This is a genomic window from Secundilactobacillus silagei JCM 19001 (genome assembly GCF_002217945.1).
In the GTDB taxonomy this organism is placed as follows: Bacteria; Bacillota; Bacilli; order Lactobacillales; family Lactobacillaceae; genus Secundilactobacillus; species Secundilactobacillus silagei.
The window spans coordinates 208208-221403 of the sequence record NZ_BCMG01000001.1 but is presented as its reverse complement, the minus strand read 5'-3'; the positions used below and the strand labels follow the sequence as shown (position 1 = coordinate 221403).

General features: G+C 46.0%; 12 protein-coding genes and 1 CRISPR repeat array. Of the genes, 3 read left to right on the top strand and 9 right to left on the bottom strand.

Annotated features, from left to right (window positions below; translation table 11 throughout):
* Positions 1–187: 187 nt before the first annotated feature.
* A CRISPR array of direct repeats spans positions 188–1557; the repeat unit is 28 nt; unit sequence GGATCACCCCCGCATACGCGGGGAATAC.
* 141 nt (positions 1558–1698) lie between these two features.
* The 3 genes from CES79_RS01035 to CES79_RS01025 form a co-directional block, all read right to left on the bottom strand.
* Positions 1699–2058, bottom strand: a complete 360-nt coding sequence (locus tag CES79_RS01035) for an antibiotic biosynthesis monooxygenase family protein (protein ID WP_054653823.1) — start codon at positions 2056–2058, stop codon at positions 1699–1701.
* Positions 2059–2238: 180 nt separating this feature from the next.
* Positions 2239–3408 (bottom strand): aminotransferase class I/II-fold pyridoxal phosphate-dependent enzyme, encoded by a 1170-nt coding sequence (locus tag CES79_RS01030; RefSeq protein ID WP_054653821.1) that lies wholly within the window; start codon positions 3406–3408, stop codon positions 2239–2241.
* 280 nt (positions 3409–3688) lie between these two features.
* On the bottom strand, positions 3689–4618 hold the full coding sequence (locus CES79_RS01025) for a LysR family transcriptional regulator (RefSeq protein ID WP_159459436.1): 930 nt from the start codon (positions 4616–4618) through the stop codon (positions 3689–3691).
* Positions 4619–4761: 143 nt separating this feature from the next.
* Here CES79_RS01025 and CES79_RS01020 point away from each other — a divergent pair, with 143 nt between their 5' ends.
* Together CES79_RS01020 and CES79_RS01015 are read left to right on the top strand one after the other, a co-directional pair.
* Positions 4762–5739: an NAD(P)H-dependent flavin oxidoreductase gene (locus CES79_RS01020; RefSeq protein ID WP_089136056.1), complete on the top strand. Its 978-nt coding sequence runs from the start codon at positions 4762–4764 to the stop codon at positions 5737–5739.
* Positions 5740–6107: 368 nt separating this feature from the next.
* On the top strand, positions 6108–7502 hold the full coding sequence (locus CES79_RS01015) for an amino acid permease (protein ID WP_089136055.1): 1395 nt from the start codon (positions 6108–6110) through the stop codon (positions 7500–7502).
* A gap of 43 nt (positions 7503–7545) precedes the next feature.
* Here the strand turns inward: CES79_RS01015 and CES79_RS01010 are convergent, their stop codons facing one another.
* The 5 genes from CES79_RS01010 to CES79_RS00990 all read right to left on the bottom strand — a co-directional run bounded on the left by CES79_RS01010 (position 7546) and on the right by CES79_RS00990 (position 11300).
* On the bottom strand, positions 7546–8088 hold the full coding sequence (locus CES79_RS01010; RefSeq protein ID WP_089136054.1) for a phosphoribosyltransferase family protein: 543 nt from the start codon (positions 8086–8088) through the stop codon (positions 7546–7548).
* A gap of 145 nt (positions 8089–8233) precedes the next feature.
* The gene (locus CES79_RS01005) at positions 8234–8830 is read right to left on the bottom strand and encodes a hypothetical protein (RefSeq protein WP_054653815.1); all 597 of its coding nucleotides are present in this window, start codon (positions 8828–8830) and stop codon (positions 8234–8236) included.
* Positions 8831–8851: 21 nt separating this feature from the next.
* The gene (locus tag CES79_RS01000; protein ID WP_054653813.1) at positions 8852–9805 is read right to left on the bottom strand and encodes an alcohol dehydrogenase catalytic domain-containing protein; all 954 of its coding nucleotides are present in this window, start codon (positions 9803–9805) and stop codon (positions 8852–8854) included.
* 15 nt (positions 9806–9820) lie between these two features.
* Positions 9821–10279 (bottom strand): MarR family winged helix-turn-helix transcriptional regulator, encoded by a 459-nt coding sequence (locus CES79_RS00995; protein ID WP_159459435.1) that lies wholly within the window; start codon positions 10277–10279, stop codon positions 9821–9823.
* 16 nt (positions 10280–10295) lie between these two features.
* Positions 10296–11300, bottom strand: a complete 1005-nt coding sequence (locus tag CES79_RS00990; protein WP_159459434.1) for an amidohydrolase family protein — start codon at positions 11298–11300, stop codon at positions 10296–10298.
* Positions 11301–11507: 207 nt separating this feature from the next.
* Between CES79_RS00990 and CES79_RS00985 the strand changes: the two genes are divergently transcribed.
* A complete protein-coding gene (locus tag CES79_RS00985; RefSeq protein ID WP_089136051.1) occupies positions 11508–12254 on the top strand; it encodes an SDR family NAD(P)-dependent oxidoreductase in 747 nt (248 codons plus the stop codon).
* A 65-nt stretch (positions 12255–12319) separates the two neighbouring features.
* On the opposite strand, the gene CES79_RS00980 is transcribed toward CES79_RS00985, so the two are convergent.
* Entirely contained in the window at positions 12320–13192 is an 873-nt protein-coding gene (locus CES79_RS00980; protein WP_054653807.1) for an SDR family NAD(P)-dependent oxidoreductase, read from the bottom strand.
* Positions 13193–13196: the final 4 nt, after the last annotated feature.

Sequence of the window (13196 nt, the reverse complement as noted above, 5' to 3'; positions counted from 1 at the left end):
GGAATATCGCCCCTAAATATGCAAGAAATACATTAATTCTGAATAAGTACATAGTGTACTAAAGAAATCAACCCTGCTACGCGGGGAATACTTGTAAAGGTTCATGGTTCTGCCCTCGCCAATAGGATCACCCCCGCGCATACGCGGGGAATACACATCCTTGGAAAAGTCTAAAGGCTTCCCGGCGGGATCACCCCCGCATACGCGGGGAATACCATTACAATCATGTGCGCTACTAACGTTACTTAGGATCACCCCCGCATACGCGGGGAATACTTATCAACCGTAGTGATCGGCACATCCTGATCGGGATCACCCCCGCATACGCGGGGAATACGTCTCTGTGAAAGTCGCGTACTCTTGTCCCTTGGGATCACCCCCGCATACGCGGGGAATACTCATGAGTTTGGCTTTCGGCCATCGCGTAAGAAGGATCACCCCCGCATACGCGGGGAATACACGGTCAAACAAATGCAAAAGGAAATTGACAAGGGATCACCCCCGCATACGCGGGGAATACGTACAATTTGGCATCCGGTGAGCTTGTAGGCGAGGATCACCCCCGCATACGCGGGGAATACTAAGCCCCGTCACTTTCATTACTTATAAATTCAGGATCACCCCCGCATACGCGGGGAATACGGATGGGCGTTGCTGGTGAGCATATGGGCTGTGGGATCACCCCCGCATACGCGGGGAATACGGACAATTCAGATGGACTGCTTTAGCCCAAATGGGATCACCCCCGCATACGCGGGGAATACGCGCTTTTTACAGCCGCTTTGTTTCGTTTTACAGGATCACCCCCGCATACGCGGGGAATACCAAGATCTCACTTTCTATTTTAGTCTCACTTCAGGATCACCCCCGCATACGCGGGGAATACCTACCTTGAGTATGCCGATGATACCGGTTTGAGGGATCACCCCCGCATACGCGGGGAATACCTGAACGGAAAAGTCGCTCAACATCAAATCAAGGGATCACCCCCGCATACGCGGGGAATACGCTAACAGGGCATACTCCCAGTCTTCGTAGTAGGGATCACCCCCGCATACGCGGGGAATACCACAGCAATAGACCTCAACCAAGTTAAAAACGGGGATCACCCCCGCATACGCGGGGAATACTTCGAGTAAGACTACCCAATCGTCCCAGCGCCGGGATCACCCCCGCATACGCGGGGAATACCACTGGCTGACCCAACGATAACCACCACGCAAGGGATCACCCCCGCATACGCGGGGAATACGCCCGCGGGAAAGCATAGCGCCTGGCAGTTTAGGGATCACCCCCGCATACGCGGGGAATACATGGTTTCATCTTTTAGCAGCGTGACAATTTTGGGATCACCCCCGCATACGCGGGGAATACAGTTCGGGTGCAGTTATTCGTCTGGTTGTCGTGGGATCACCCCCGCATACGCGGGGAATACTCCACGGCGTAGACCGTAGCAAACCGGCTCATGGGATCACCCCCGCATACGCGGGGAATACTTAATAATACCCCTGCATGTAAAACTACTGTTAGGATCACCCCCGCATACGCGGGGAATACACTAAACAAATCCCGTCACTACAACAATCTTACATGATATTTTCTTCGTTTTCCATCACTTTTTAGTTTTAATTAAATGTTAATCCTAAAACAAAAGAGCATCCCCATCTCTAGGATTTGCTCTCACCTACGCCATCTTTCCTAATCATAAAAATGCATCCCGCCCGCTACCGGCCGATAAAAACCGCGCGTAACTTTTACGTGTGTTGCCCGACTATGGTCAGCCGCCAGTTGAGCAGCGTACGTTGGATTATTCGTAGCTGCTAACCACTTATTGTAAGACGACCAGTGGGAAATATTAATGATCTGGTAGGCGCTGTCACTAAGTTGAGATTTTTCCAAGGTATCCGAAATGAAGCCATCCGCCTTTTCCATAATCACCGATCGTCGTTTCCAGTCCTCGATGAAAGTTTCTAGCTCATCGGCCCTAACCTCTAATAATGTAATAAAATCAATCGGTTCATCCGGTTGCTGAATCTCCGCGTTACGTTTTGCTGGCATATGCTTTATCCCCTTTTAATTCACAATGATTAATAATCATAGATAATAAGAGTCTATAATAACTATGTTCAATTAATTAGTCAATCTTAATTTACAGCAAACGAAAGCCACACAGATTTCCCTCAACGGAAAATCTGTGTGGCTTTAAATATCAATTTAATAATCTTCTACTAATTAAGCTTAAGCCAATACGCCCAGTTTCGTTAATTCCTTAGTCAGTGCATCCACCGCAGCGTGCAGGTTTTCATTGCTGGAAGCATAACTGATCCGTAGTGCCTGGGGATCGCCAAACGGTGCGCCGGGCATCAAACCAACGTGGTAGTCCTTCGCCAGTTGACGGGCAAAGGCAAAGCTATCGAGCTGGCACTGTTCTGGAATCTTCATGAAAATGTAGAACGCACCTTGAGGCTCAACGTAAGTCACGCCTAATTTCGTCAGTTCCTGTTTGAGATAATCACAGCGTTTTTCATAGACTTTTCGCATTGCTGCAGCGTCATTTTGACCATGCGTCAATGCCTCAACGGCGGCGTATTGCACGATTGACGTTGGCGTTGTGACTTGGAATTGATGGGCTTTAGCAATTTGGTCGATCACGCCAGTTGGGCCAAACGCAAAGCCGATGCGCCAGCCGGTCATGGCGTGAGATTTCGATAGTCCATTAATGATAATGGTCTGATCTGGCAACCACCGCGACAATGAGTAATGCTGGACACCATAGGTCAGTTCACCATAGATTTCATCGCTGATCACCCAAATCTTGTTATCGCGCAATACTGGCACTAAGGCGGCTAACTGGTCTTCAGAATAGACCACACCAGTTGGATTGGACGGATCAGTGATCACCACGCCTCTGATGGTCACATCCGGATTAGCTTTGATGGCATCCGTCACCTGCTGTGGCTTAAGCACACAGCCGTTTGCGGTGGTATCGATCATGATCGGCTTCAAATGATTAACTAATGCCATCGCCTTATAAACCGGATAAGCCGGCATTGGGATCAGCACGCCATCGCCAGGCTGAAATAACGTCTTAAAAGTCGCCGATAACCCTTCCGTGGCACCAACCGTGCAGACGATTTGGTCAGCCGTATACTGATAGCCGAATTTTTCCCGGTAATACGTTGAGGCAGCATCCCGTAACTCCTGAATGCCCCAGTAGTACGGATAATGCGACTGATCAGCATTGATGGACGCAATCGCTGCCTGCTTGATGTGTTCCGGCACGTTAAAATCGGGTTCGCCCAGCGTTAATTTTACGATATCAGGGTCTGCACTGATCTCATGGTCGAACACCCGTAGCGCGGATGGTGCGACTGACACAATATCGGGATTTAATTGATTGATTTCCATAAAGTAAGTACCTCCAAGTGAATGATTAATCATGACAGTAATCACCTATGTATTTGAATTAACATAGTAAATTCATTATTTATTCAATTCAATAATAGATATACCAATTATTAAGTTTTGATTAATGGATATAATCATAGTAATCGCTGTTAGTAAACTAAATATAGCAGTATTCTCCAAAAAATTCTAGTCCCATTTCAAATTGAATTTTAATTTAATCTGTGATTTTTTATCATTAGGTGATTAATCAAAAGCTGTGAACCTATAAACAATTAGGCTTTCATACCGCAACGGAATTATCGCTTTTTTGCAGCTCACCATATAGATATCTAGCAATCTCAATAATTTCACTATCATTTGTCATATCCCGATAGCTAATCGTCGTTTCCAAACTAATGAAGTTAGCCGGTAATGGCATTAAGTTAAAGTTGTGATCCGGAAAGACCCTTTGAGCCGTTGCCAAGGTCGTTATCGTCGTTGCATGCGGAATATTATTCACTGCTTCCAGTGCGTCAGCTGCAGTTGGAACCGTAATTGAAGTTGCGAGATTAATGCTTTCCTTCTTAAAGCTTAAATCGACGTACCGCTGGAAAATATCATAGCCTGCAAAACCAACGTACGAATAGTCATTTAAGGCCTCAAGCGACCCATTCTGAAACCGCTGGTACAGCAGCTTGGGATCAAAAGTCTGACAGTGACTAGAGATAAATAAACTCAGCTGCCGACTGGGTAATTCAATCTGACTAAAGTGCGGATCACGAATTCGTTTACCGATTAAAATGTCCACGTTACTCATATCGGCCTCATTGACGACGGACAGATCGTTGATCAGTTTAATATCGAGCTTCCGTTCGGAGTGCTGCGCATAGTACTTCGTCATAGCACCACTCACAATGCTGCTCAAAAAGGGATCGGTCATGGCAATGTGGATGGGCTGGTGATGCAGCTCGGAATTGGTAACTAGGGTGTCTTTGAGCTGATTTTCCTCATCGACAATTGATTGGAGGCCATTGATCATCGTCATACCAGCACTAGTTAGTTTGACTGGCTTCGTGCGCGTTACCAGCGTTACGTGATAATTATTTTCCGTTTCCTTTAGTAACTTGCTGATGTACGGCTGACTGATATAAAGTCGCTCAGCAACGTCTGACAGTGTCTGCGAATATTCAACTGTCTTCAAAATATTCAGTAACGTTCGATGGGTACTCATCCTAAACCTCCATGGAAAAATCATATCGTTTTAGTTATAATTTTAAATTTAATAGTTAATAGCCAGTTTCCGCTTGTGCCACTATAATAGCACTTGTAAGTGAATAGTATCACTAATAAAATTATAACGGGAGCGAATAATTTATGACTAATCGTGTCGCACAAATTCTAAACGTTGAAAAGCCCATCATTCAGGGACCCTTATTGTGGTTGACTGACGCTAAATTAGTCGCCGCAGTCAGCAATGCTGGTGGCCTAGGGGTACTGGGGTTTAACGCCGGTCAAACTACGGTGACCCGCTCACTAGATGAAACCATCGACCGTATGAGAAATGAAATTCATCAAGTTAAAGCCTTAACTGACAAACCTTTTGGATTAAACGTTGGCCTGCAATCAGGGGATAAGGATCCTTTCTTCGGCCCCACCCTGCAATTAATGATCGACGAAAAAGTGCCGGTGGCGGTGTGTGCTGGCGAACTGGTTTCTGACCGCATCCAGCAATTAAAGGCAGCCGGTATCAAGGTCGTCTTCCGGCCATTGACGCCAACTGTTGAAATCACAAAACAAGCTGCCGCAGCCGGTGTCGATATCTTTGTTGCGACCGGCTTTGACGAAGGCGGTACCGTGCCAACCAAAGTCATTGGTACTTTATCAGTCGTGCCAATGATCGTCGATGCTGCTGGTGAGATGCCCGTTATGGCAGCCGGTGGCATCGTTGATGGCCGGACAGCCAAAGCAGTCTTCGCGTTAGGCGCAGAAGGCCTTTACGTCGGCACGGCCTTCATGATGTCAAAAGAAAGCCGCATGGCTCAAAATATTAAAGAAGCTGCGCTAACTGCTGATGCCGATGATTTAGTGATGTATCGCACAGTGCCGGCCTACTACCGCTCCCTTCCTGGTAAATTACCGGATAAATTGGTCAGCTTAGATCAGGTTGGAGCCAGCCGTCAAGACATCTACAAAGCGGCCTCTGGTTATGAAGGCATGCGCATCGGCATGTTAGAGGGAGATCTGAAACATGGCTACGCATCATTTGGATTAGGTATCTCCCAGATCACCAAAATTGAACCCGTTTCAGTCATCATGGATCGCCTAAATAGCGGTGTTCCAGCAAACAATTAATTACTATTGATCCACTCAAAAGCAGCCTTCGAAATTAAACTTTCGAAGGCTGCTTTTAAGTTTGATATTAAATTTAATTCAGCCAATGCCGAATCCTTCAGAAACAGCGTAAAGATAACACCAGCAGGCCCAATTGAGATGATTAAGCTCACATCATCATGTAACTATTTATTCAAGTATGCACGTCCATATTTAAAATTAAAATTTAATTAGTATATGAATAATTATTTTCTTTTACCGGTATTACAGCACATTTAATGAATATTAATAACCATATTTTAGCTGATTCAAATCAAAATTTAATCAATTGCTTGAATTTTCTATCATTTAGTGATTAAATACGAACTAATGATAAAAGGAGTGAGTCTATGGACAAACAAACAGATATTAACGCTGACGGCACGAAAAGGGCCTTATCTAACCGACATGTTCAAATGATTGCACTGGGTGGTACGATTGGTACCGCACTGTTTTTAGGGGCAAGTACTTCCATTAAAAAAACCGGACCATCGATTATTTTTGTATATATGATTACTGGTATCTTTTTCTTCTTAATGATGCGTGGCATGGGTGAAATGCTGTATGCAGATCCCTCTCAGCACACGTTCATCGCCTTTATCAGTCGTTACTTGGGCAAACGCACGGGTTACTTTGCTGGGTGGACCTATTGGATCAACCTCATCTGTGTTGGCATGGCCGAATTGACTGCGATTGCCAATTACGTTCAGTTTTGGCTGCCGCACGCCCCCAGCTGGCTGATTCAAATCATCTTCTTAGCCCTGCTTGCCAGTGTTAATCTCATTGCCGTTCGCCTCTTTGGTGAAGCGGAATTCTGGTTCGCTTTGATTAAAATTATCGCCATTTTAGCGATGATTGCCACCGGCTTCTTCCTGTTATTCACTCACTTTAAAACGTCCAGTGGTGCTGTGAGTTTAACCAACATCACTTCAGGATTCACCCTATTTCCCAATGGGATCAAAAACTTTATTAGCGCCTTTCCAATGGTTTTCTTTGCTTTTTGCGGCATGGAATTTGTCGGGATCACAACCGCTGAAACTAAGAACCCCCGTAAGGTCCTACCGAAAGCCATCAATGAAATTATCTTCCGGATCCTGATCTTTTACGTTGGTGCCCTCTTCGTCATCATGTTGATTTATCCATGGCGCAGTCTTTCGACTAGTCAAAGTCCATTCGTGCAGGTCTTTTCATTGATTGGCCTACGCGCTGCCGCTGCGGTAGTTAACTTCGTTGTGTTAACTTCAGCCGCTTCTTCGATTAACAGCGTGATCTATTCAGCTGGGCGCCATTTTTACCAGCTGTCACTTGATTCCAATGGCTCATTTATGCAACATTTCAACCACATTTCCAGTCATGGTGTGCCAGCCCGTGGCATTCTAATTTCGGTCACCCTCTGCTTATTAGCACCGCTTCTCAGTCTGTTACCAGGAATTTCAAACGTTTTCGCCTTGATTGCGGCCGCTTGCAGTGACCTTTACTTGATCGTTTACGCGCTGACCATTGCAGCTCATTATCGTTACCGTCAATCCGCTGACTTTTTGCCAAACGGTTTCCTGATGCCGGCCTATAAAATTATTGATCCGCTGCTGATCGTTTTCTTCGGGATCGTTTATCTGAGCTTATTCTTAGACGCCAATAACCAGATTCCCGCAATTCTAGGCATCGTCTGGTGTGCCGTCTTCGGCTTCTTCGCTTCACGAGAAAAGTCGACGGTTCCAAACGTTGCACCTAAACCTTTAAATTAGAGACAAAAAAGCTGGGATTGAATTCAATCCCAGCTTTTACATTCTAAAATAACGGCAATGTTCCTAAATAACTAATATCTTGCCGATTCTTGGCGGAACCTTCTGCCAAAACTGCTAACCGATTAATCACCTTTGCACCAGCCTGCTGAAGTAACCGTTCGGCTGCCTGCAGTGAACCGCCAGAACTGATGACATCATCCACAATAATCACTTTTTTGCCTTTCAATCTAGCTGCATCCGTCCCATCCAAGACCAGTCGCTGATCAGCCGAAGTCGTAATGGCTTCAACCGGTACACTCAGCGGTGAGACCATGTAGTCTTTCACCGCCTTCCGCAAGACAAAATACTGCTTGCGCCCGCTTAACCACGTCATTTCCTGGGCTAACGGGATCCCCTTACTTTCTACCGTAACAAAATAATCAAAAGTGACGTTTTTAACCCGCTCAATCAGTCTTTCAGCAGCGTAGTGCGTCAGCTCCGCGTCCCCTAATAACACAAACGAAGCAATCGTCACGTCATTAGGTAATTTCATAATCGGTAAACGACGGACAAGTGGACCAAGCTGCAATCGATAAGTTTCTGGCATGGATTTTTTCTCCTTTATTATCACCAATTCTGACAGTCAATTCTCACCCATAGAATAGGTCAATCACCGCCTAATTGAAATAGTAATTCCGCATTTTAAACAACAAAAAGGGCTCGCAAACTGCGAACCCTTTTAGTATTTAAATTTAAGCTAACGGCAACGGTGCGTCCAACTGCGGGCCTAGACCACGACGAGCACGGATCCAATCGTCACCGTACCACATCTCCGTCTTTTGGCGGCCAGCTTCATAGTCCCAGAAGTTATACCGTTCGAACTCCACGAGATGGCCATTCGGGCCGAAACCGACCCATTCGTAACTGCCTTCAACCAGCATATTAGCATACTTTGCCCAGATCAATGGGATCGTAACGGCCTTGCCATCCGCGTCCGTGTAAGTCCGTTCTTGACCAGCTAAGCTTCTAAGCGGTTCAAGCTGTTCCCGGTATTTAGGTGCGACTTCCTGCCACAGTTTTTCCGCAAGCGCAAAGGCCTGTTTTTCACTGGGTACCGCACCTGTTAATGGCTGAGTAAGGGCATTATACGAATAAATACCGCCATCGTCTTTGTAAATAACCGTCACGTGTTCTCGACCAAGTGCTTCTTCTGGTAAATCTGCCGGCTGGTAGCGCAGCAGATGCACCTTTTCATCGTTACGTGGGACGAGTTTATTGACCACGATTTTATAACCATCTGGAATCTGTAAATCTGGATAAGTTTTACCAGCAATCGTTAACGCTGTCATTAGAAACCTTCTTTCATTATGTTAGGGAAGAACAACTACTTTACCAAAGCTATCGGTTGAATCCAGGGCTGCTTGAGCATCACCAGTGTGAGCGAGATCAAACGTCTTAGTTGGTTTCACATCAATATGGTGATTTTCAATGATACTCAGCATATCGTTAAAGGCCGCATCATTACTTTCAGCCCCAGAACCAAAGACCGTCAGACTAGCACCAGTTGGGATAACAAAGGGATCAAATTCTTTAACGGCCCATTGATTTCCTAAACCACCAGTCAAACAGCAATAGCCACCTGGTTGTAGATGTGATAATGAATCACTAAGGGTCGCAACCCCAACCAATTCCAGAATGGCATCAAAATGGTCATCCGTCTGAACCTTGCCATCCTTATCCAAAACTGGCTTATCACAGCCAACTGACTTAAGTTTATCGAACTTCTTATCATTACGAGTGCTGCCACTAACTGTAATGTCCGGATTAATGGCCTTAGCTAATTTGATAGCGGCACTACCAACCCCACTGGTGGCGCCACGAACTAGTAACGTCTTGGCGTCATCAATATGGGCATTCTTCAGTGAACCATAAGCAGTGAAATAAGTTTCTGGAATGGCGGCAAATTCATCCCATGGTAAATTAGTATTCACAGCGTAGATCTGTTTGTTAGGCAGCAATGCATATTCAGCATAACCACCGTCAAAATCACGGCCCATGCCGCCCATGATGCTGGCTACTTTCTGGCCAACTGGTAACCGTTTAGCATCGGTGGTATCGGCAATTTCACCGACACATTCGATGCCTAAAACCCGTGGAAACTTAACGGTTGGTGATTCACCTTTCCGGGTGTAAATTTCAGAACGGTTGATACCAAAACCCTTAACCCGAACCAAGCTCCAGCCCGGCTTAACTTTGGGTGTCGGTACCTCTTTTAACTGTAACGCTTCTGGTCCGCCGGCTTTTTCAATGACAATTGCTTTCATTTTAGCGACTTCCTTTCATTCATTAGTTTGATCAGTACCCTCATGAAGATGAGCAAATGATTGCAATATTGTAGCCAACTGCTCAGAATCAAAATTAGGGAACTGTTTTTTAGTTACTTGACGAAATAGTGCCTCTTCACGATCTAAAATAGCCTTGATCTGCGGATAAATCCGCTGACCTTCCGGTGTCAGTTGCAGTACTTGCGCCCGTTTATCCTTGATCGATCTGCGCCGATCTACCAGCCCTTGTTCAACTAGCTGCTTGATTGCCCGAGTGACGTTACTGGGATTAATAAACTCAGCTTCAATCAAATCCTTTTGCGTTAGCCCTGGATTATCGTGAATCTTCAGCAAATAGTAATACTGGCTGGCGCTCACATTAAGTCGAGCCAGCTGCTGGCCAAGGTGCTGACTAACTTGACGGCCAGCAATTATGAGCCATTTAACGATCGAATCATCACCGGTATCGATCACTTGATCAACCCCTTCTTTATAAATGCAGCAGGTCCGTCACCGTCTGACTGCCAATCTGTTGCTGGTCAGCGGCGGATAACGCTGAATCCGTGAGAAAGGTTTGAATCTTATCGGTTGGCTCATAGGGATAATCGGTTGAAAACATGACGTGATCCACGCCAAATTCCGATACCGCCCAGTTCAGCTGATTTTGATCAAACATCCCGCTGGGTGACACGTATAGGTGCTGATGGAAATAATCGGAAATATCGTATTTGATATTCGGATGCGTTGGCATGATAGTTTCATCCATGCGGTGCATGAAGAAGCTAACCACTTCGCCCCAGTGACCCATCATAATCTTTAACCCGGGAAATTCATCAAACCGACCGGCGAGGACCAGCCGGACAAATTCCAAACCGGTTTCAGTATGCCAGCCAAAACCTGGTAAACCTAAGGCCCCACCAGTAGCTAACGAATATTGATCACTGAGGTAGTAAGTCGACATCACTTGCGGGTTAGTAATTGCCGGGTGAATATATACCGGCATATCCAGGTCAGCAGCTGCCTGCCACAACGGCTTAAACACCGGATCATCCAACCATTTACCGCCGACTCGGCCATGAATCATCGTACCATGCAGACCCTTTTTAGCTGCCCGGTGCAGTTCTTTCACCGACGCATCAACGTCTTGCAGCGGTAACGCAGCAAAACCCGCAAACCGAGTTGGGTGAGCAGCCACAATGTCAGCCAGCTGGGCATTCATCTGCTGGGCCAACGGAACCGCTATCTTGGCTGGCGTATTCTCCAACCCGTCATCTGACAACACCTGCATCTGCATACCGTGCTGGTCTAAAAAGGTGATTCGCTTGTCAACTGATTCCGCTAGTTGCTCATCAGCTGAGTACTGTGCTAAACCACCACCAATAGCTTGGCCAACACGGGCATCGATACCTGACTTGTTGCTGGACTGATCCGGCTTAGGCGCCGACTGCGCTGCCGGACTGAGAAAGTGTTCTTCAACCCCGATTAGTTTTACCATGACATCTCTAGCCTCCTGTTCTGATCGTAAATCCACCATGATTCTAGCACCAATTAGTTGCGTGCGCAAATAAATATGCTTATTCACTTTTCATCCAAATAATGGGACTTTTTGGCAAATTCTGTCCCTCCTCCATTTGGTAAATTTTGTATAGAATGAGTATGAAACATTATTCACAATATTAATTTAACTAAGGAGATTTTTAAAATGGCTGATATGAGTAATATTACCGCGCTGATTACCGGTGCAGCTAGTGGCATGGGTAAAGCCAGCGCCAAAAAGTTTATTAAAACCGGTGCCAAGGTTATCATGACTGATTTAAACGAAAAGGCTGGGAAACAGGTTCAAGCCGAATTAGGCGCCAATAGTTTATTCTTGAAACAGGATGTTGGCAGCTTTAACGACTGGAAACGAGTCGTTGCCGATGGAGAAGCCAAATTTGGCCCCATTAACGCTTTAGTCAATAATGCCGGCATGGGTATCATGAAGACCATTGATGAGATGACCCCAGAAGAATATGACAAAGTGATCAAAGTGAATCAGTATTCCGTCTTTTATGGTATGAAAACCATCCTGCCGTCCATGCGCCGGGCCGGTGGCGGATCGATCGTAAATATTTCCTCAATCGGCGGCCTTGTGGGTATGCCCAAATCCATCGCGTATGGTGCCAGTAAATTTGCCATTCGTGGCATGACGAAGGATGCTTCTTTTGAGTTAGCTCACGAAAAAATTCGGGTCAACTCCGTTCATCCTGGCGTCATCAACACCCCATTAATTCAAAATAAGGCCAACGTCTCTGATGACCAGCAAAATATGGCCGCCAAAGTTGTGCCAATGCAACGCATCGGTGAACCAGAAGAAATCGCGAACGTGGTGGCCTTTTTGGCTTCCGATGAATCTAGTTATATGACTGGTGCGGAGATTGCTGCGGATGGTGGCTATACTGCACAATGATCCGCTTATAAATAAAAGTCTGACACAAAAAATGTGTCAGGCTTTTTTAGTTCCATTCATTTTTGTTATTTACTCAAGCCAACAGCCTTCATACTAAAGTCCCAGAGCTCTTGCTGCACCTGCTTATCATGGGACAGCTTAGATGATGCGACCGGTTTATCACTGCTTCGATCAAAGTATCTTACGGGTCCGTCAGCAAATTTATCGTCACAGATCAAATTCGTGACCATCGTTGCTGAACCCTTGGCAGTTCCAAGAATATCGGCGAATTTGGCCAGTGCCTGCGGTGTGAAACGTGACTTGTTCTTGGCCAGTCCGGTTTCAATCATTAGACCTGGGTTCACTGTATTGACCGCAATGTGTTTGCCAGAATCAGTCAATTTGCGGTCCAGTTCATAAGCGAACAAGATCATGCATAACTTAGAGAACGGGTAGCTCATACTATCCACCTGTGGATTACCACCATAAGCCAAAGCATCCACTCCAGGCCAAGCAACGCCCTTCAGTGGTGTATCGTGGCGCTCGCTGCTGACGGTCACGATTCGGCCATCATCAGCCATCAGCGGCAGTAACAATTGCGTGAGCAGAAAATGACCCAGATAATTGGTTTCAAAAATGTCACTAAAGCCATCATCCGTTTGGTGCACCGTTCTGCCGGCGATTCCGGCGTTGCAGACCAAACCGTAAAGTGGCACGTTCAGTTGCTTAAATGCGTCAACGAAGGCTCGCACCTTGGCTAATGAAGACGTGTCTAACTCAAGACAGGTGATATTAGCGTCAGGAATGTCCTTTAGAATCTCCTGCTTGGCTGCCTGTGCTTTTGTCATATTCCGGCAGGCCATAATCAGCTGATATTCAATACCCTTTTCTGCAATCTGTTTAGTTGTTTCAAAACCTAATCCGGAATTAGCACCGGTAATGATCACTGTTTTTGTCATCGAT

Excerpts from the sequence above, each read along its gene's own strand:
- CES79_RS01015 (WP_089136055.1), top strand. The coding sequence starts at position 6,108 with ATGGACAAACAAACAGATATTAACGCTGACGGCACGAAAAGGGCCTTA.
- CES79_RS00990 (WP_159459434.1), bottom strand. The coding sequence starts at position 11,300 with ATGGTAAAACTAATCGGGGTTGAAGAACACTTTCTCAGTCCGGCAGCG.
- CES79_RS00985 (WP_089136051.1), top strand. The coding sequence starts at position 11,508 with ATGGCTGATATGAGTAATATTACCGCGCTGATTACCGGTGCAGCTAGT.
- CES79_RS01030 (WP_054653821.1), bottom strand. The coding sequence starts at position 3,408 with ATGGAAATCAATCAATTAAATCCCGATATTGTGTCAGTCGCACCATCC.
- CES79_RS01025 (WP_159459436.1), bottom strand. The coding sequence starts at position 4,618 with ATGAGTACCCATCGAACGTTACTGAATATTTTGAAGACAGTTGAATAT.
- CES79_RS01005 (WP_054653815.1), bottom strand. The coding sequence starts at position 8,830 with ATGACAGCGTTAACGATTGCTGGTAAAACTTATCCAGATTTACAGATT.
- CES79_RS01020 (WP_089136056.1), top strand. The coding sequence starts at position 4,762 with ATGACTAATCGTGTCGCACAAATTCTAAACGTTGAAAAGCCCATCATT.
- CES79_RS00980 (WP_054653807.1), bottom strand. The coding sequence starts at position 13,192 with ATGACAAAAACAGTGATCATTACCGGTGCTAATTCCGGATTAGGTTTT.
- CES79_RS01010 (WP_089136054.1), bottom strand. The coding sequence starts at position 8,088 with ATGCCAGAAACTTATCGATTGCAGCTTGGTCCACTTGTCCGTCGTTTA.
- CES79_RS01035 (WP_054653823.1), bottom strand. The coding sequence starts at position 2,058 with ATGCCAGCAAAACGTAACGCGGAGATTCAGCAACCGGATGAACCGATT.
- CES79_RS01000 (WP_054653813.1), bottom strand. The coding sequence starts at position 9,805 with ATGAAAGCAATTGTCATTGAAAAAGCCGGCGGACCAGAAGCGTTACAG.